Annotated in this window: 13 protein-coding genes and 1 tRNA gene; 6 read left to right on the top strand and 8 right to left on the bottom strand. The window is 72.1% G+C overall.

The features are described 5' to 3' along the window. The first annotated feature begins 142 nt into the window (after positions 1-142). Both NBY69_RS23335 and NBY69_RS23340 read left to right on the top strand, forming a co-directional pair. A complete protein-coding gene (locus NBY69_RS23335) occupies positions 143-877 on the top strand; it encodes a FadR/GntR family transcriptional regulator (RefSeq protein ID WP_250303252.1) in 735 nt (244 codons plus the stop codon). Next, complete coding sequence (locus NBY69_RS23340; RefSeq protein ID WP_250303253.1) at positions 874-2,145, top strand: MFS transporter; 1,272 nt, start codon at positions 874-876, stop codon at positions 2,143-2,145. Before NBY69_RS23335 ends, NBY69_RS23340 begins: the two co-directional genes overlap by 4 nt. A gap of 40 nt (positions 2,146-2,185) precedes the next feature. On the opposite strand, the gene NBY69_RS37405 is transcribed toward NBY69_RS23340, so the two are convergent. From NBY69_RS37405 to NBY69_RS23365, 5 genes are all read right to left on the bottom strand, one after another. Then, positions 2,186-5,038, bottom strand: coding sequence for an FUSC family protein (locus NBY69_RS37405; protein ID WP_284348980.1), 2,853 nt, complete (start codon positions 5,036-5,038; stop codon positions 2,186-2,188). After that, positions 5,035-5,499: a MarR family winged helix-turn-helix transcriptional regulator gene (locus tag NBY69_RS23350; protein ID WP_250303254.1), complete on the bottom strand. Its 465-nt coding sequence runs from the start codon at positions 5,497-5,499 to the stop codon at positions 5,035-5,037. The genes NBY69_RS37405 and NBY69_RS23350 overlap by 4 nt, the downstream gene beginning before the upstream one ends. Positions 5,500-5,584: 85 nt before the next feature. Then, a complete protein-coding gene (locus tag NBY69_RS23355) occupies positions 5,585-8,002 on the bottom strand; it encodes a glycosyl hydrolase family 95 catalytic domain-containing protein (protein WP_250303255.1) in 2,418 nt (805 codons plus the stop codon). Positions 8,003-8,057: 55 nt separating this feature from the next. Next, entirely contained in the window at positions 8,058-10,433 is a 2,376-nt protein-coding gene (locus NBY69_RS23360; RefSeq protein ID WP_250303256.1) for a right-handed parallel beta-helix repeat-containing protein, read from the bottom strand. 307 nt (positions 10,434-10,740) lie between these two features. Next, positions 10,741-10,825: transfer RNA gene (locus tag NBY69_RS23365), tRNA-Leu, on the bottom strand. 205 nt (positions 10,826-11,030) lie between these two features. Here NBY69_RS23365 and NBY69_RS23370 point away from each other — a divergent pair. The 3 genes from NBY69_RS23370 (at position 11,031) to NBY69_RS23380 (ending at position 13,716) form a co-directional block, all read left to right on the top strand. Further along, the gene (locus NBY69_RS23370) at positions 11,031-12,347 is read left to right on the top strand and encodes a M20/M25/M40 family metallo-hydrolase (RefSeq protein WP_250303632.1); all 1,317 of its coding nucleotides are present in this window, start codon (positions 11,031-11,033) and stop codon (positions 12,345-12,347) included. Between the two features lie 212 nt (positions 12,348-12,559). Continuing rightward, a complete protein-coding gene (gene chpH, locus NBY69_RS23375) occupies positions 12,560-12,793 on the top strand; it encodes a chaplin ChpH (protein WP_250303257.1) in 234 nt (77 codons plus the stop codon). A 143-nt stretch (positions 12,794-12,936) separates the two neighbouring features. Then, the gene (locus tag NBY69_RS23380) at positions 12,937-13,716 is read left to right on the top strand and encodes a chaplin (protein WP_250303258.1); all 780 of its coding nucleotides are present in this window, start codon (positions 12,937-12,939) and stop codon (positions 13,714-13,716) included. A 69-nt stretch (positions 13,717-13,785) separates the two neighbouring features. On the opposite strand, the gene NBY69_RS23385 is transcribed toward NBY69_RS23380, so the two are convergent. Continuing rightward, entirely contained in the window at positions 13,786-13,974 is a 189-nt protein-coding gene (locus NBY69_RS23385) for a DUF5703 family protein (protein WP_250303259.1), read from the bottom strand. Positions 13,975-14,021: 47 nt separating this feature from the next. On the opposite strand from NBY69_RS23385, the gene NBY69_RS23390 reads away from it, so the two are divergent. Then, a complete protein-coding gene (locus tag NBY69_RS23390; RefSeq protein ID WP_250303260.1) occupies positions 14,022-14,720 on the top strand; it encodes a hypothetical protein in 699 nt (232 codons plus the stop codon). 60 nt (positions 14,721-14,780) lie between these two features. On the opposite strand, the gene NBY69_RS23395 is transcribed toward NBY69_RS23390, so the two are convergent. Next, entirely contained in the window at positions 14,781-17,033 is a 2,253-nt protein-coding gene (locus NBY69_RS23395) for a helix-hairpin-helix domain-containing protein (protein ID WP_374211324.1), read from the bottom strand. Further along, positions 17,030-18,013: an aldo/keto reductase gene (locus NBY69_RS23400; RefSeq protein ID WP_250303261.1), complete on the bottom strand. Its 984-nt coding sequence runs from the start codon at positions 18,011-18,013 to the stop codon at positions 17,030-17,032. The genes NBY69_RS23395 and NBY69_RS23400 overlap by 4 nt, the downstream gene beginning before the upstream one ends. Between the last annotated feature and the right edge of the window lie 16 nt (positions 18,014-18,029).

Here is an 18,029-nt window from a genome sequence, read left to right on the forward strand (position 1 = left end):
CGGACCGGCCCCGCCGGGTTGCCCTCGGGGCTGTCCGGCTCGCCATCCGCTGCCTTCCTTCCTGTTTCACCCGACCCCGTACACCCATGGATTCAAACATGGGATGTTAGGTTGATGGGAGTTATTCAATCTGGAGGTGGACATGCCGCTGCGCGCGACGGAGCGCTCCAGCCTGGTCGGACGGGTGATCGACCAGCTGCAGACCCTGATCGAATCCCGGGAGTGGCCGGTCGGTACGAAGATTCCCGCCGAGCCGGTCCTGGTGGAACTGCTCGGTGTCGGGCGCAACACCGTGCGCGAGGCCGTACGCGCACTCGTCCACAGCGGCATGCTGGAGCCGCGCCAGGGGGACGGGACCTATGTACGCGCCGCCGACGATCTCGGTGCCGCGCTGCTGCGGCGGCTGCGCCGGGCGAGCCATCTGGAGGCGCTGGAGGTCCGTGCCGGACTGGAGCGCGACGCCGCCCGGCTGGCGGCCGAACGCCGTACCCCCGAGGACGTGACCGCGCTGCGTGCCGCCCTGCGCCGGCGTGACGAGGCCCGGCAGGACCCCGATACCGGGACGTTCGTCGACGCGGACGTCACCTTCCACCAGGCGGTCGTCGCCGCCGCGCACAACGGCATGCTCGCCGATCTGTACGGCCATCTCACCGAGGGGCTGCGCGCCGCGGTCACCTCCGTCGCCCATGCCCCGCTGCCGGACGGGCCGCGCTTCCAACTGGACTCGCACGCCGCCCTCGTGGACGCGATCGAAGCGGGCGACGCCGACCGGGCCATCGGCTGTGTCGAGAACTACATCAACGAGACCATCGCCTCCGTACGGACCCTGCAGGACGCGGATCCGCTGCCCGGCGAGAACACCGGAGCCGGCTCATGAAGAATGCCCGCACGCAGCAGGCCGCGACGCACCGGCAGCAGGAGCGCATACCGTCCGCACCGGCCTCCGGCGTACGGCCCGGCGGGCTCCTCGCCTTCGGCGTGATCGTCCTGGCCCTGAATCTGCGCCCGGCCCTGGTCGCCGCCTCCCCGCTGCTCGACACCATCCGCACCGACACCGGCATGTCCGCCACCGCCGTCGGGCTGCTGACCACCCTGCCGCTGCTCTGCTTCGGACTGCTGGCCCCCTTCGCACCACGGCTGGGACGCAGGTTCGGCATGGAACCCGCCCTCCTCGGCACCATGGTGCTGATCTGCGCCGGAACCGCGCTGCGGCTGATCCCGTCGATGGCCGCGCTGCTCGGCGGCACCGTGATCGTCGGTGCGGGCATCGCCGTCGCCAACGTCCTGCTGCCCGGAGTCATCAAGCGCGACTTCCCCGACCGGGTCGGCCTGATGACGGGCCTCTACTCGATGTCGCTGTTCGGCGGAGCCGCACTGGCGGCCGGCATCACCGTTCCCGTCGAGCACGCCGCCCACCTGGACTGGCGCACCACGCTCGCCCTGTGGGGGCTGCTGGCGGTACTGGCGGTGCTCGTCTGGGCCCCGCAGCTCCGGCGCCACAGCCGCCCCACCGCGGCCGAGGCGAGCGGCGCCGCGCACCCGGTCCGGGGGCTCTGGCGCCACCCGGTCGCCTGGCTGGTCGCGGGCTACATGGGCCTGCAGTCCCTCTCGTACTACGCCGCCGCCGCATGGCTGCCGACCATTCTGAGCAGTGCGGGAATGGCGGAGGGCACCGCCGGGTGGATGCTCTCCTTCTCCAGCTTGCTGGGGATCGCCGGGGCGTTCTTCACCCCGGTCCTCGCCTCGCGCGGGGTGCGTCCCGGACTGCTGGCCACGGTCGGCGCCGTGCTGACCGTGGCCGGTTTCGCCGGGCTGATCGTCGCTCCGGTGGGCGCGGCGTACCTCTGGATGGTGCTGCTCGGGCTCGGCCAGGGCGCGGCCATCTCGCTGGCCATGCTGTTCATCGTGGAGCGGGCACCGGACGGCCGGCACGCCGCCCAGCTGTCGAGCATGGCGCAGTGCTGCGGCTATCTGCTGGCCGCGGCCGGGCCGCTCGCCCTGGGCGCCGTGCACCAGGTGAGCGACAGCTGGACGGTGCCGCTGGTGCTGCTCATCGTGCTGCTGGTGCCGCAGGCGGTCATCGGTGTCGGCGCCGCCCGCGACCGGCACGCGGCGCCGGACCAGGGACCGCGGACACAGGACTGACGAACCGGGTCCGGCGGGCGCGGGCCCGCCGGACCCGGGCTCACTGCTGTGACGCGGACTTCAGCAGGATGTCGTGGTGCATCTCGCCCGCCGCGAGCTCCACCGTGAGGAACTCGGCGCGCGGGGCGTGCGACGAACCGGCGGCGATGAGCGTGTAGGTGCCGGGCTCCAGACCGGTGATCCGGTAGCGCCCGGCGACCGCGCGTACCCCTGCCCGGCGCTTGCCGCGGGCGCCGACCACCGTGATCCACGCGTCGCAGTCGGCGGGGTGGTCCGGGCACCGCAGGGAACCGCTGACCGTGACCGGACCTCCTGCGCCGCGCGTCCGTTCCCGTCCGGCGTTCTCCGTACGCGCGATGGCCACCGCGCCCGGTCCGGCATCCGGCGAAGAGACCAATGTGTCCGTCGCCACCGGGGGCGCGGCGTCGGCCGCGCCCGGTCCGCGGGCTTCCGGCGCCCGGTCCGGCTTCCGCTCGTCGGCCCGCCGGGTGTGCACCGCCCAGGCCGCCAGGACCTCCTGGGTACGGCGTTCCTGCGGCGTGGCGGCCGGTACCCGGGGAACTTCGGCGGGTGCCGGCCGCCGGTCGGCGGACGCGGCGACGGCCCGCAGCCCGAGGCCCTCGGCGAATCCCGCCAGCACCTCGTCCAGCGCCGCCAGTTCCCTGAGCGCGGTGTGCAGCCGGTCGGCGCGCGGCCCGGCCGGGGCCCGCAGTTGCGCTTCGAGCTCCCGCACCAGCGGGCTCACCCGCACCCAGGTGCCGCCCGGTTCACCGGTCGAGAAGTGCCGGTCGAGCGCGTGCAGGGACTCCAGGAAGGTCCGGGTGATCCGTTCGGCGTGACCGGTGAGCCGGGGCCCGAGGTCGATGTCGACGTCGGCCGCCGCGGCGAGCGCCCGCGCGTGCGCGGTGGCCGTGGCGAGGAGCGCGAGCCGGTTCTCGGCACCACGCCCCCGTACGCCCAGCGGCATCCGGACCAGCGGCCGGGCCACACCGCGGACCTGGAACAGCGCCGCGTCGACCCCGCGGGCCGCGCCGCGCAGCCGGACCGGGGCCTCCGGGTCCGCCCACCGCTGCTGGATCTGGGACACCAGGTGCTCCAGCGCCGCGACATAGCCCCGGTCGGCCTCCTGGGCGATCTTCCGGGTGCTGAGCGGGAAGATCAGCGCCGCGCAGGCGGTGGCGACGAGGATGCCGAGCCCGTTGTCCAGCAGACGCTCGGCCAGCAGATGGTCCATGCCGCTGTACGGGGTGGACATGCCGTACAGCTGGACGAGAGCCGTGACGAGCCCCACGACCCAGTAGGCGTACTGGCGTTGCATGCCCCAGGCGCCGAGGGTCAGCCCCGCCACGATGACCAGCAGCGTCCAGTAGAGGTGTCCGGGGCCGATCAGCCGGAGCAGCCAGATGCCGATCACCGCGCCGGCCACCGTGCCGGCCATCCGGTGGGCGAGCTTGCGCAGGCGTTCGTGCGTGGTGTTGGTCCCGAACAGCGTGATCATGACGCCGACCAGGCCCCAGTAGAAGCGCCGGGGGTCGATGGCGTCGGTGATCGGGCAGACGATGGCGCAGGCCACCGCCGCGTGCAGCGGCACCCGTACGTACGGGACGACTCGTCGCCATCCCGTCAGTTCCTGGGCCGCCGCGATCCGCCGGGCGACGGCGCCGGTTCCGGCCGGGCGGTTCTGTTCCAGCGCGACCGTGGGCCGGAAGGGGACCTTCGCCCGCGCCCGCGGCGCGTTCCAGCCGAGGTCGAGCCAGTGCGCGAGGGCGTCGGCGAGTGAATCCAGCAGATGGCCGACGCGACGGGCCAGTACCGCGGCCTCGGCGTCCTCGGAGCCGCAGTCCGGGTCGGCGAGGACGTCACCGGCCTGCTGCTGGATGAGCCGGGCCGCCGGGTGCAGCGCGTCGGCCCGGCCGAGCGGGGTGTCGCGGGCGACGACCAGTGCCACGACCAGCGCCTCGCGCAGATGCGGGGGGACGGACAGCCGGGCCAGCCGCTGCACCGCCTGGCCGATGCCCTGCAGGGCGAGTTCGGCGTCGAAGAGGTACTGGTGGAGCAGTTCGGCGGTGTGCGGGTCGGCGGCGACCTCGGGCTGGGCGAGGCGGCCGTCGATGGTGACGGTGGTGATGTTGAGACGGCGCAGGCTCCGCCGCATCCGCTTGACCGCGGCGTCCGGGGCGGCGGGGCCGGCGTCGGGGTCCAGCGCGGCGATGGCCGCGTCGCCCACCCTGCGGGCCTCGACGACGAACGCGCGCTGGGTACGGAGCAGATCCTCCCGCGGCATCGGACAGCAGAGCAGCAGCCGGGCGGCGAGGACGGCCGCCGAGGTCACCAGGGCCACGACGAAGAGCTTCCCGCACAGGTTCAGCGGGATGTCCGCCATCACGCCGACCATGAAGGAGTTGAAGAGCATCATGCCGGTGAGCAGCGCCAGCGACCCGAACCGCGCGAGGAAGAAGGTCAGCGCGAGCGCCACCACCATCAGGGTGAGTTCCAGCGCACGGTCGTCGTGCAGCCACGCGGTGAGCGGCAGCACGGCGGAGTAGGGGAACGGCATCCACAGGATGGAGCGGGTCAGCCGGAGCGGGGTGTTCTCGGCTATGGCGAACGCGCTCATCAGCCCCATCATGCCGCCGACCATCATGCCGAGCATGGCCGGCAGGGTCAGCAGGACGGACATCCCGTACCCGACCGCGAGGCCGGTGGTGATCGAGACCAACGAGCGCCAGCCGGCCTGCAGTTGGCCCAGACCGGGGTCGGCTGCCAGTACCCCGTCCCACCAGCGTCTCGGCCCGCCGACCCGGCGGGGTGCGACGGCACCTCCCGTACGGGGTGGGCGGCCCGCCTCCTGTCCGGTGGCGGGGTCCAGGGCTTCGGTGGCTGAGGTGGTCAACTGACCTCCGGTTCGACGGCGTGCAGAAGGGTGGACACCGCATCCCGGGCCAGGCCCACGGACCGCTCCGGATCGTCGACGGCAGCGGATGACCGCAGCCCTTCGAGGAGGGCGGCGGCCATCCGCTGCCGCGCCCGCTCCAGCAGCTCTGCGCCCGCGGGCGTGAGCGACGCCTCCACGACGCGCCGGTCCCGGGAGCAGCGCTCCCGCTCGATGAGCCCGCGCTCCTCCAGCTCCTGGAGGACGACGGTCACCCGGGGCTGGGCGATGCCGGTGTAGGCGGCGATCCCGGTGACCCGGCGCGCCTCCGGCTCCAGGGCGTCGAGTACGGCGACATGGCTGCGCGGCAGCCCGAACTCCCCGGACCGGAAGAGCGCTTGGGAGAGCCGCCCGATGCCTCGCAGGAGCCCTCGGGCGGCGTCCTCGATCCGCTGCTCGTCGGGGACCGGAGATAGATGCATAGCGCAATTATATGTTGCCGCCGTACCGCCCGGTGCACCGCCTCCCTCAGGGCGGCGCACCGGGTCACCGCCGGTCCCGCACACGTCACGGCCGCAGCGTGACCTCCCGGCCCGCCTTCAGCTGGACCGTGCGGTGCCAGCTCCCGGCCCGCACCTCGGTGGTCGTGCTCACCGAACTGCGCAGGACGGCCTGGGTGACCTTCCCCGCGCTCCACTGCAGATCCACGGTGATCCCGCCACGGGCACCGACACCGGTGATCCGGCCCGCCGCGGCCCAGGCGTCGGGCAGCGCGGGAAGCAGCTCGACCACCCCGGGCCGGGAGTAGACCAGCATCTCGATCATCGCGGTCGGGGCGCCGAAGTTCGCGTCGATCTGGAGGGTGGCCCGGGAGCCGAGGTCGTACATGTCGAAGAGGTTCGGCGAGGTGCCGTTGCTGCCGCCGGTGGACGGCTTCATGACCGTACGCACCAGCTGGTACGCCTTGTCCGCGTCCTTGAGCCGCGCCCAGCTGGCCGCGCGCCAGGCGCAGCCCCAGCCGAAGCTCTCCATCCCGCGCGCCGTGAGCAGATTCCGTACGCCGGTGACCAGCGCCGCCGGGCTGTCCTGGGGGGTGATCCGGTCCCCGGGGAACAGCCCGATCAGCGGCGAGAGGTGGCGGTGCGCCGTCTCACCGAGGTTCGCCGGGGTCATCCACTCCTCCAGCCAGCCGGTCTCCGGGCTGACCTGCGGCATGTACAGCTGGGACTGGAGAGTGGCGATGGTCTTCGCGTAGGCGGCGTCCTTGGAGAGCAGCCCGGCCGCGGTGCGGTAGCTCGCGAAGAGGTCACGGACCAGTTCCTGGGCGTAGGTGATGCCCTTGGCGTCGGTCGGGCCCTGCTCCGGCGACCAGTCGCTGTCGTCGATGAGGACCTGGCGGGAGGCGCCGGTGTCCGGGTCGGTGACGGTCGTGGTGATCAGCCGCGCCTCCCAGAACTCGCAGGCGCCCTTGAGCAGGGGGTAGATCTTCTTGAGTTCCTCGCGGTCCTGGGTGTACTCGTAGTGCTGCCACAGCGAGTTGCACAGCCAGGCGTTCCCGGCCGGGTGCCACCACCAGCCCATGCCGCCGTAGACATTGGTGGAGATGGCGGTCGTCCAGCCGGCGATCTTCCCGCTGGAGTTGCGGAACCCGTTGCGCGGGTCGTTGAACGTCTTCTGCGTGGTCACCGTCCAGGACGGCACCTGGGTGACGCAGTAGTCGAGGAACGCGTCGAAACAGTCGGACAGGCCCGCGCGGTCGGCCAGCCAGTAGTTCATCTGGACATTGATGTCCGTGTGGTAGTCGCCCATCCAGTCCGGGTCCGTGCGGTCGATCCACAGCCCCTGGAGGTTGAGCGGCACGCTGTCGCGCGAGCCGCTGATCATCAGATAGCGGCCGAACTGCAGGTAGGCGGCCTCCAGTTCCGGGTCGGCGGGCGCGCCGGTGGCGCCCAGCGCGCTGAGCCGGGCCGCGGTGTCGAGGGAGCGCTGCGCATCGGTGGAGGTACCCAGGTCGACCGTCATCCGGTTGAACAGCGGCTGGTAGTCGGCGAGATGCGTGCGCAGCAGCGCGGGGCCACCGGCCTTCGCGGCGGCCCGCAGCCTGCTCGCGGCGATGGCTCCCGGGTCGGCCGCCGGGTCCTTGTGGCCGGTGGAGGCGTCGCGGGAGTAGTTCGTGCCGCCGGTGAGGAGGACGAGTACCTCGTCGCAGCCGGTGAAGGTGACCCGGGCGCCGTCCACGGCCACCGTGCCGGTCGCGCTCGTGGCGCTCGCCGTCGCCGCGTAGGCCAGGCCGTTGGCGAACTTGCCGGTGAACGACGCGGCCTTCCCGGCGGCGTCACCCGTGGTCGTCTCGCCGTGCCACCCGCCGAGGGTGAGCGACCCCGTGTACGTGCCCCCGCCGCTCTGCGTCAGGCGGACGACGACGACGTCGTCGGGGTGGCTCGCGTACACCTCGCGCCGGTAGTCGACACCGCCCAGCGTGTAGGTGACCGTACTGAGGCCGTTGCTGAGATCGAGGGTGCGGCGGTAGCCGGTGACCTTGGACAGGTCATGGCCGGGCAGCTGGAGCGTGGCCTTGGCCAGCAGCGTGAAACTGCCGAAGTTGTCGGCGTCGTACGGGAACTGGCCGTCGCCCTGGAGGCTGTCGTTCAGCCCGCCGGTCCACAGGGTGGCATCGGTCAGGTAGAGCACGTCGTTCGCGGGGTCGCCGGTCAGCAGCGCGCCGATCCGGCCGTTCCCGATCGGCAGCCCCTGCTGGATGATCACGTTCTCGGCCGCGGGCGCCGGGTAACGCAGCACGGTGGCGGCGGCTTCGGCCACCAGGTGTGTTCCGTGGCCGGCGTGCCCGGCGTGGTGGCGGGGCGTGGCGGCGGCAGCGGTGAACGGCCGGAGACCGCCGAGCGCGAAGCCCGCGGCGAGAGTGCCGCCCGCCACCCCCAGAACGCTGCGACGCGAGGGGGCTGGCCGGTCCGGGGTGTTGCTCATCTGTCGGTCCCTTCGATGGGGTGGGTGGATCCGGGGTGTCGAAAGCTGCGGGCGGTCAGGTCCGCGCGGCGCTGCCCCGCGCCGCGGGCTGCGTGGGGGCGGAAGCGGTGACGCTTCCGCCGCGGGTCACCACCGTCAGCCGCGACGGGGGGACACCGGCGGGTGCGGTGGCGACCAGGAAGCCGGGCGAGAGCACGGTGACCTTCGTGGCGGGGACGTCCCCGAAGCTCACGCGGGCGTGCGCGTCGAAGCCGGTGCCCGCCACGAGTACGTCGGTGGGGGCGGAAGCGGATCCGCCCGGCGTGCTCTGCAGGTATCCGACGGTCGGCGCTTCCGTGGCGGCCGGATGCTGGAGGCGGCCGGCCGGTCCGGCCGAGGCCAGGGTGTCGAGCGGCAGGTCGGCGGGGCCGGGACGGGCCGGGAGCGTGCGGTTGTCGGCGAACCGGGTGTCGACCGGCGCGGGCGGCGAGCAGGCGAACTGGCCGATCGGATCGGCGGAGGCGTTACCGGTGTAGTCGAGGTGCCCGGTGGTCTCGCAGCCGCCCTGGCCGAGGGCGCCGCCCCATTCGACATTGCCGGTCCAGGCCAGCCACTGGGCGCCCGCGTCGTCGTACCAGGTGAAGTTGGAGTTGCCCTGGTCGTAGGCGACGTTGTCGGCGACCGTGAGCCCGTGCGCGATGCTCGCGGCCCGGTCGACGGAGCCGTCGGCGGCGGTGAGCGTCTGCCCCTGGTGGCCTTCCACGTACACCGCGCCGCCGTCCTTGAGGACCTGCATGAAGCGGTGGATCAGGTTGTGGCTGATGGTGTTGTCGCTGTTGATGTTGGTGGAGTTCTCCGGGTGCGCGGCATTGTCGACATGGCCCTGGATCACTCCGGCGGTGATGGCGGTGTACGGCAGGTCCCGCAGTTCGTTGTGCACGACGCTCGTGTGCTGGGTGAAGAACAGGGTGATTCCCGCCGCACTGGGGTAGTCGGCGCCGACGTGGTGGATCAGATTGCCGACGACGGTGTTGTACGCGCTGATCTCCCGGTCGTCGGCGCCCACGTCGGACGGGTGCGGATCCGTGGTGTCGCCGAGAATGATCCCGTTCCCGGAGATGTCCGCGAAGGTATTGCCCTCGACGGTGTTGTCCCGGCTCCCGTACTCCAGGACCAGCCCCGCGGCGCCGAGATGGCTGAAGGTGTTGCCCGCGAAGGTGATGCCGTGCGCGGCGGTGAACCCGACATTGCCCGGCTCCCGGGTCAGCGCCCCGAACGGGCAGGTGCCGGGCGGGGTGCCGAAGGTACAGGTGGCCTGCGGGTGGGCCGGATCGTCACCGGTCAGGCGGAGGTTGTCCTGCACATCGGCGAATCCGGCGCGGCTGCTCGGGTCCAGCCAGGTGGCGTACGAGAACTGGAGGCCGGAGAAGGTGATGTTCCGCACCGGCCGGTCCGGGGTACCGGTGCCCGTCACCAGCGAGCTGAGGCGCGGGACCTCGACATCGGTGGCCGACAGGTCCTGGCCCGCGGCGGGAACGTAGTCGAGGACGGCGCGCTCGCGGTCCAGGAACCACTGCCCGGTGTGCAGGAACGGATAGGCGTTCTCGATCCGGGTGGGCGCGGTGCCCGCCGCCATCGACGGCAGGCCGCCCGACGCCTGGGTGAAGACCGGGCGTTTGATGACATTGCCCCAACAGGGCTGCTGCATGAGGACGTTCGGACCGTCGGTGGGGGCGATCCGGCAACGCGACTGGGTCCAGGGGCCGTTACCACCCTGGTAGACGAACTCCACCCCGGACAGCGCGGCCGTACCGATCCGGCTCCGCAGGTCCTGGCCCCAGGACGCCGGGGTGGTGGTGTAGCCGCCGTCGGCAGCGGCGAAGGTGAGCTTCTGCTCGGCGGGCGTCGTCTGCGCGATCGGCGCCCGCACCCCGTCGACGTACACCTGCCGGGTGTCCAGGCCCTTCGGCACCGGAGCCTCCCAGATGCCCCGGTCCGCGTCGTGCAGCTTCCAGCCGGTGACTCGTACGGCTCCGCTCAGCACGGGATGCGCCCCCGGAGCGGCCGTCCAGTTCACCCGGTGCCCGCCGCGGCCGGAGTCCTGGGGGCCGAACCGCAGCGGCTTCGAGAGCCGGTACGTGCCGTCGCTCAGCTCGACGGACAGGTCCGCCGACCTTCCCGCTCCGGCGCCGAGCAGCTGTGCGACCCGCTGTTGGGCACCGGGGAGGGAGCACGGCCGGTGCTCGGTGCACGCGCTGCCGGTGCCGTCCGGAGCGGCGTGGAGGACCTTCGCCGGAGGCCCGGCGTGCGCGACGGCGGCCGGCGCCGCCTCACGTGCGCTGCCGGCCGCCGCTGGGGGAGCGGCAACTGCCGTACCCGGTAACGAGGAACCACCGGCCGCCGTGGCGACGACGACCATGGAGACGACCCATCGTCCGACTGCGCGAAACACCCGCCCACCCCCGAAATTGCTGGTTTAGACCACTTCGGATGGCAGCGGACTCTACTGGCGCCCAGCGGTCGGCGCCAGAGTTCGCGCACGCTGAATCGCCTTATAGATCCGATCAATTGAGTCGAGCGGCCTGGAAGAACCGGTGGAGTGTCACGGTATCGACCGGTTCGGCGACTGGCGGTGCGGATACATGGGACGTTAGCCGGGTCGGAGAGGCGGAGCCCGAAACGAACGAAGCCCGCTCCTGGCCAAAGCCGGGAACGGGCATCGAAAGCTGCTGGCGAAAAGAGCCAACGTGTATGAAAAGTGTCCGAGGGGGGACTTGAACCCCCACGCCCGATAAAGGGCACTAGCACCTCAAGCTAGCGCGTCTGCCATTCCGCCACCCGGACAAGGTGTCTGTCTCGCGGCCCTGGGCCGTTCCGACGTGGAAAACCATAGCAAACATTGGGAGGTGCTCGATCACCCGCCGGCCGGCGTGAACCCCGTATGACAACGGGCGGCCGGGCTTGGGTACGAGAGGGCGGCGCGGGAGGATGGGACGGCGGACCACCAGCAGTGACAGTGGGAGGAAACAGCGTGAGCGAGTCGAACAGGATGGACAAGGCGCAGCCCGTCTCCGGCGAGGACGAGGTCGTGGACCTCTGTCGCGATCTGATCCGGATCGACACCAGCAACTACGGCGACCACTCGGGGCCGGGGGAACGTGCCGCCGCGGAGTACGTGGCGGAGAAGCTCGCCGAGGTCGGTCTCGAACCGCAGATCTTCGAGTCCCACCCCGGACGCGCCTCGACCGTGGCCCGGATCGAGGGTGAGGACCGGTCGAGGCCCGCGCTCCTCATCCACGGCCACACCGATGTCGTACCGGCCAACGCCCAGGACTGGCAGCACCACCCCTTCGCCGGGGAGGTCGCGGACGACTGCGTGTGGGGCCGGGGCGCGGTCGACATGAAGGACATGGACGCGATGACCCTCGCGGTCGTCCGCGACCGGATGCGCAGCGGCCGTAAGCCCCCGCGCGACATCGTCCTGGCCTTCCTCGCCGACGAGGAGGCGGGCGGTACGTACGGCGCGCGGTACCTCGTGGACAAGCACCCGGGTCTCTTCGAGGGCGTCACCGAGGCCATCGGTGAGGTCGGCGGCTTCTCCTTCACCGTGAACGAGAACCTCCGGCTGTACCTCGTGGAGACCGCGCAGAAGGGCATGCACTGGATGCGGCTCACCGTCGACGGCACCGCGGGCCACGGTTCGATGACCAACAACGACAACGCCATCACCGAACTGTGCGAGGCAGTGGGGCGGCTCGGCCGGCACGAGTGGCCGGTGCGGGTCACCAAGACCGTGCGGTCCTTCCTCGACGAGCTGTCCGACGCGCTCGGCACGCCGCTCGACCCCGAGGACATGCAGGCCACGCTCGCCAAGCTCGGCGGCATCGCGAAGATGGTGGGCGCCACCCTGCGCAACTCCGCGGCGCCCACCATGCTCGGCTCCGGCTACAAGGTGAACGTCATCCCCGGACAGGCGACCGCCCACGTCGACGGCCGGTTCCTGCCCGGCTACGAGGAGGAGTTCCTGGCCGACCTCGACAAGCTGCTCGGCCCGCGGGTGCGGCGCGAGGACGTCCACGGCGACAAGGCGCTGGAGACCACCTTCGACGGCGATCTGGTGGACGCCATGCAGGTGGCGCTCAAGGCCGAGGACCCGATCGCGCGGGCCGTGCCGTACATGCTCTCCGGTGGCACCGACGCCAAGTCCTTCGACGACCTGGGAATCCGTTGCTTCGGCTTCGCGCCGCTGAAGCTGCCCCCCGAGCTGGACTTCGCCGGGATGTTCCACGGTGTCGACGAGCGGGTGCCGGTCGACGGCCTGAAGTTCGGTGTGCGCGTGCTCGACCGGTTCCTGGACAAGTGCTGAACCGGTTCCTGGGCAAGTGCTGAACCCGTTTCTGGGCAAGCGCTGAACTTGTCGTCTTCGACCGGGGAGGGGCACCGAATAATCGGCTGTACGTGCGCAACAGACCGGAAAGAGTGAATGGTCCGACCGGGTCGTAGCCCCGCCGGATTCTCCTCGTTACAGGTGATGCGGTCCGCAGTCTGGGGCCGCATTGCCAACTAGGAGGAAAACCAATGATCAAGAAGGTCGTCGCCGTTGCGGCTGCCACCGGTGGTCTGGTGCTCGCAGGTGCGGGCATGGCCATCGCGGACTCGGGCGCTCAGGGTGCTGCCGTGCACTCCCCCGGCGTGATCTCGGGCAACGTCGTCCAGGTACCGATTCACATTCCGGTGAACCTGTGCGGCAACACGATCTCCGTGATCGGGCTGCTCAACCCCGCCTTCGGCAACACGTGTGTCAACGCCTGACGTTGTTCCTCCGACCCGCAAGGGTCTGAGCCTCACCGGCCTCGGAGCGCGCGCCATGCGCTCCGGGGCCGGAGAGGCATTCGGCCCCTGGGCAATGAAGTCCGCGGGCTTTTCCGGAAGGTAGAAGGCAGGAAACGAAACCTATGCGACAGGTCACGAAGAAAGGCCTGATCACGGTGGCGGCTGCAGGCGGGGTGCTCGCCATGACTGGCGGCTACGCGCACGCCGACTCCGCGGCTGACGGCAGTGTCTCGAATTCGCCCGGTGTGCTGTCGGGCAACTCGATCCAGGCCCCGGTGAACGTGCCGGTGAACGTCTGTGGCAACACCGTCGATGTCATCGGACTGCTCAACCCGGCGTTCGGCAACAAGTGCGTCAACGCGTCGTCGGCCACGCCCGGCCCTGGGAAGTCCCACACCGGGAACCAGAACGCCGGGGGTCAGAACGCCGGTGGCCAGAACCAGGGCAGCGGCCACCACCGCACCCCCGCCCACGGCACCAGCGGCCACGGCGGCGGAGCGACGGCCGTGGGTCACACCAGTGGCTCGCCCGGCGTTCTCTCCGGCAACAGCGTGCAGCTGCCGGTCGACGTCCCCGTGAACGCCTGCGGCAACAGCGTCTCCGTCGTCGGACTGCTCAACCCGGCGTTCGGCAACGACTGCGCCAACCACGAGAGCGTCGCGCCGCCGGTCGGTGTTCCGCATCACCCCACCGAGCCGGGCACCCCGCGCGGCCACGGGCCGCACACCCCGCCGAAGCCCGCGACGCCGCACGCGCCGGTCACTCAGACGGTCTCGGTGCCCGAGGGCCCCGCGCAGCTCGCGCACACCGGATCCGCCCCGCTCGGGCTGATCATCCCGGCGAGTGCCGGAATGATGCTCGGGGGGATCATCCTGTACCGGCGCTCCAGGGCAGCCGCGTAACAGATCGCTGAACCGCTCGCGTACGTACGGAAAGGAGCGGGTCCCGCAGCCGCGGGGCCCGCTCCTTCTTCACCATGTGGCGCGTATCTGGCGAATGATCCGCCGGCGCAACCGCACTCTGCGGCTGCCGTCCCGGTGCAGACTCAGTCGGTCCAACTCCCAGTGTCCGTACTCGGCATGGTCGGTGAGCAGACGCGTCGTATCCGTGCGGGAGACCCCGCGCGGTACGTACACGTCGACAAATTCGTATTCCGGCATCGCATCTATTGTGCGGGCAGAGGCTCTGTACGGATAGCGTCTGCTCTATGTCTGATGCTGCGCAGCCCACGGCTGCCGAGGTACGCGCCGCCGCCGAGGCGGTCAAAGCCGCGCTGGACCGTCACCTCGACGCGGTCGAAGCCCGTACGGGAGAGGACGACCCGGCCGTCTACAACGCGTTCAACGCGCTGGCCGCCGCCGCCGAGGCCTACGACGAGAAGCTCTACGACCGCTACGACGAGGTCACTCCCTTCGAGATTCCCGGTGCGGACGACTCGCTGCCGCCGTACGCGGGTCCCGACGAGCCCCATGCGCTGAGTGTGCTGATCCGCCGTGACTACGCGGTGGTCGAGCCGCAGCGGCTGCTCGCTCAGGCACAGCGCATCGTGGACCTCGACCCGGAGGCGGACTCCGGCAGTGGGGTCAACGCGGTCGTCGGCAGCAGTGTGCATGCTGCTCTGGGGGTGCTGTTCGGCGAGTACGAACCGGACGAGGTCGCCTCGCGGCACCAGGAGTTCGGTCTGGAGGAGGGGGACTCCACGCTCTGGGTCTCCGCTTCGGACGAACTGCCCGAGCCGGGGGAGTGGCTGGAAGCGCCCTTCGAAGGCGCCGACCCGCAGCAGATCGTGTGCCGCTTCGACGTCAGCTCCGTCTTCGACGACGAGGACCTGCTCGACGACGGGGACGACGAAGGCGACGAGGCGGACAGCGAGCTGGACGCCGAGCTGGAGGACGACCGGGCCTGACCTCGTTCGTCTACGTCGATGGCCGGGACCCCGGGTCCCGGCCATCGGCTGTGTCCGTGTCTACCCGGCCGCGGGCCGCAGCAGCGTACGCAGCCGGGTGGTGCGCTCCTGGGCGGGGACCTCCGCCACCGCCCGCGGCAACGCCTGGTCCACTCCGTGCACCACCGACAGATGACGCTCGCCGCGGCTGAAGGCGGTGTACACCCAGGGGCGGCTCAGCCCCTGGGCCGCGTCGCCCGGCAGCACGACCACCACGGCCGGCCAGCGCAGCCCGGCGGCCTGGTGCGCGGTGACCGCCCAGCCGTGCCGCACCGACCGGTCCACCTGGTCCTTCGGTACGACGACAGGCGCACCCGCACAGTCCAGACGCAGCCCGTCCCCGTCCGCCGAGACGACCGTGCCGGTCACTGTCCTGCCGGGTACCGGCGCATACGCGACCCGGTCGCCGGGGTCGAAGCCGCCGAAGCGCCCGGGGCCGGGGTTGAGGCGCTCCTTGAGCGCCGCGTTGAGCGCACGGGTGCCCGCCGAGCCGCCGTGGCCCGGCGTGATGACCTGGGTGTCGGCCGGCGGCACACCGATGGCCCTGGGCACCGAGTCGGCCACCAGCTGAACGGTCCGGTGCACCGCCTCCCCGGCGTCCCGCACGGGAACGATCACCACTTCCTTGCCGGGCGCCGCCACCTGGTTCAGCTCGCCCACCCCGATGCCCGACACCAGCTCGCCGATGGGCCCGGGGTCCGGGGTCCGGGAGACGACCTGGGGGCACGCGCGGGCGGCCAGTACATCGGCGAACACCTGCCCGGCGCCCGCCGAGCAGAGCACCCCCGGATCTCCGCCGAGGACCAGCCGAGTGCCGTCGGCGAGCGATTCGATCAGCGCCGCCGCGCTCTCGACGTCCAGCTGCGGCGCATCCGGCACGGCCAGCAGATCGAGCGCCAGAGCCCCCTCGGCATCCCTTCCCGGCCCTTCCGAACCGGTGAGCAGCCCGGAGACGGTGACGGCCGCCGACGGGTCGTCGAGCACTGCCGCCAGCCTGCGCCGGCCGTCGGGGGTGTGGGCCGCCGCGTAGGCCCGCAGCCCGAGCGCGCGAGCCGCCGTGACCAGCGCGGCCGGTTCGCCGCGGGCGGCCTCGCCGCCGGTGTGGGTCACCAGTCCGTGGGCCGCGGCTGCCCGGATCAGCTCGGCGGCCGACGGGGACGCCGCGTCCGTGGCGGCCGATTCCCAGTCGGGCTCCCCGTCGGCCGGGGCGAGGGCGCTCGCGTTCACCAGCCGGGCGAGGCCGTCGGCCAGGCTCTCCTCCGCGAGTGCGTACCGGTCCAGGCCCAACAGGACCCGTACGGGCTGCTCCTCGCCCTCGTCGTCCTCCCCGTCCGGGGCGGGTACGGGCGCAGTCGCGGGGCCGGTCTCCAGCGCGTCCTGGAAGACCAGCACCACGCCCTCCGCGATCGCGCTCTGCAGCGCCTCGTCCGGGTCGGGGACGGAACGCCGGGCGAGCTCGGCCCGGACGGTGTCGGACTCCAGCGCCGTGTGCCCCTGGAGCGCGGCCCGCTCCAGCAGCCAGCCGACCAGGGCGGCGGCCCGTCGCTCGTCGCCAGGCCCGCACTCCGCGCCGAGCAGGGCGCGGGCGAAGCCGTCGGCCTGCTCGGGCCGCACCCCGGGCACGGACAGCAGCTGCCAGGGGTCCGCACGCAGCGCGTCCGCCGCCTGCTCGCCCAGCGTCTCGGCGGCCCGGACCGCCAGCGCCTCCGGCGCACCGCCCTCGGTGAGGACGGCCCGCACCGCCGATACGGTCCCGGGCGCGGCCCCGGCAGCCGGTGGCGCCGCCCGGAGTGCCGCGGCCACCGGCGTGGTGACCGCGGCCGGTGCGGGACGGCGCGGCTCGGCGGGCGGCGGGAGGAAGGAGGCGGTGGACGGCTTCTCGCCGCTCTCCACCGCCCGTACCGCGGCGAGGAGATCGGCGGCCCGTCCGCTCAGCTTGGTGCCGGCCTCGACGGGGCCGTCCTTCTCGGCCTTGCGCTGCTCGATCCTGGCCCGCAGTTCGCGTTGCGCGGCCAGCTCGGCCTCGGCCTCCGACAGGGCGGGAGCCGCCTCGGGCGTCGCCGCGTCCCCGGCCGTCTCCGTCCGGCTCTCCGCCTCCGTCCCCGCTTCGTCCGCCGCGTCAGGTGCCGCGGCCGACTCCGTGCTCCCGCCGTCCTCGGGGATACCGGCGGCCACGGTGTCCCCACCGGCCCCGGCGGTCCCGGATGCGGTCCCGGGAACGGCTTCGGCGTCGGCCTCGGTGCTGGCCTCGGTGGCGAGGCGGTCCGTACTCACAGCTCGGTCCAGTCCTGATCGGGATATCGGTGAACGGGCGCCGACACATCGTCGAGCGCCCGGCAGATCTCGTCAGGAAGACTAAGCGTCTCCACTGACAATGCCGCCGTGAGCTGCTGCGCGTTGCGCGCCCCGATGATCGGGGCGACCACTCCGGGCCGGTCGCGGACCCAGGCGAGCGCCACCTCCAGGGGTGTGGTGGCCAGCCCGTCGGCGGCCGTGGCCACCGCGTCGACGATGCGGCTCGCCGCCTCGTCCAGATACGGCGCGACGAAGGGCGCCAGCTGCTCCGAGGCCCCGCGCGAACCCGCCGGTGTGGCTCGGCGGTACTTGGCGGTGAGTACCCCGCGGCCGAGCGGTGACGAGGGCAGCAGCCCGACACCCAGGTCCACGGCGGCCGGCAGCACCTCCCGCTCCACGCCGCGCTGGAGCAGCGAGTACTCCATCTGCGTGCTGGCGATCCGGGTGCGGACGCCGGGAGCGGCCAGCTGCCAGGTCGCCGCCTTGGCGAGCTGCCAGCCGGAGAAGTTGGACAGTCCCGCATAGCGGGCCCGGCCGCTGGCGACCGCGATGTCCAGGGCCTGCAGCGTCTCGTCCAGCGGCGTCTCCGGGTCGAAGGCGTGCACCTGCCACAGATCCACGTAGTCGGTCCCGAGCCGCTCCAGGGAGGCGTCCAGCGCGTCCAGCAGGTGCCCCCGGGAGCCGTCGAAGCGGCGGTAGGGGTCGGGCACGCTGCCCGCCTTGGTCGCGATGACCAGGTCACGGCGCGGCACGAGCCGTTCGCAGAGCTGCCCGAGCAGGTATTCGGCGTCCCCGTCACCGTAGACGTCCGCCGTGTCGACGAGTGTGCCGCCCGCCTCCCAGAAGCCCTTCAACAGATCCGCGGCGTCGTGCTCATCGGTGCTCCTTCCCCAGGTGAGCGTGCCGAGCCCGATCCGGGATACGCGCAGGCCCGTGCGGCCGAGATGCCTCTGCTCCATGGGCGCTGAGGGTACT

It is taken from the genome of Streptomyces sp. A 4/2, assembly GCF_940670765.1.
Taxonomy (GTDB): Bacteria; Actinomycetota; Actinomycetes; order Streptomycetales; family Streptomycetaceae; genus Streptomyces.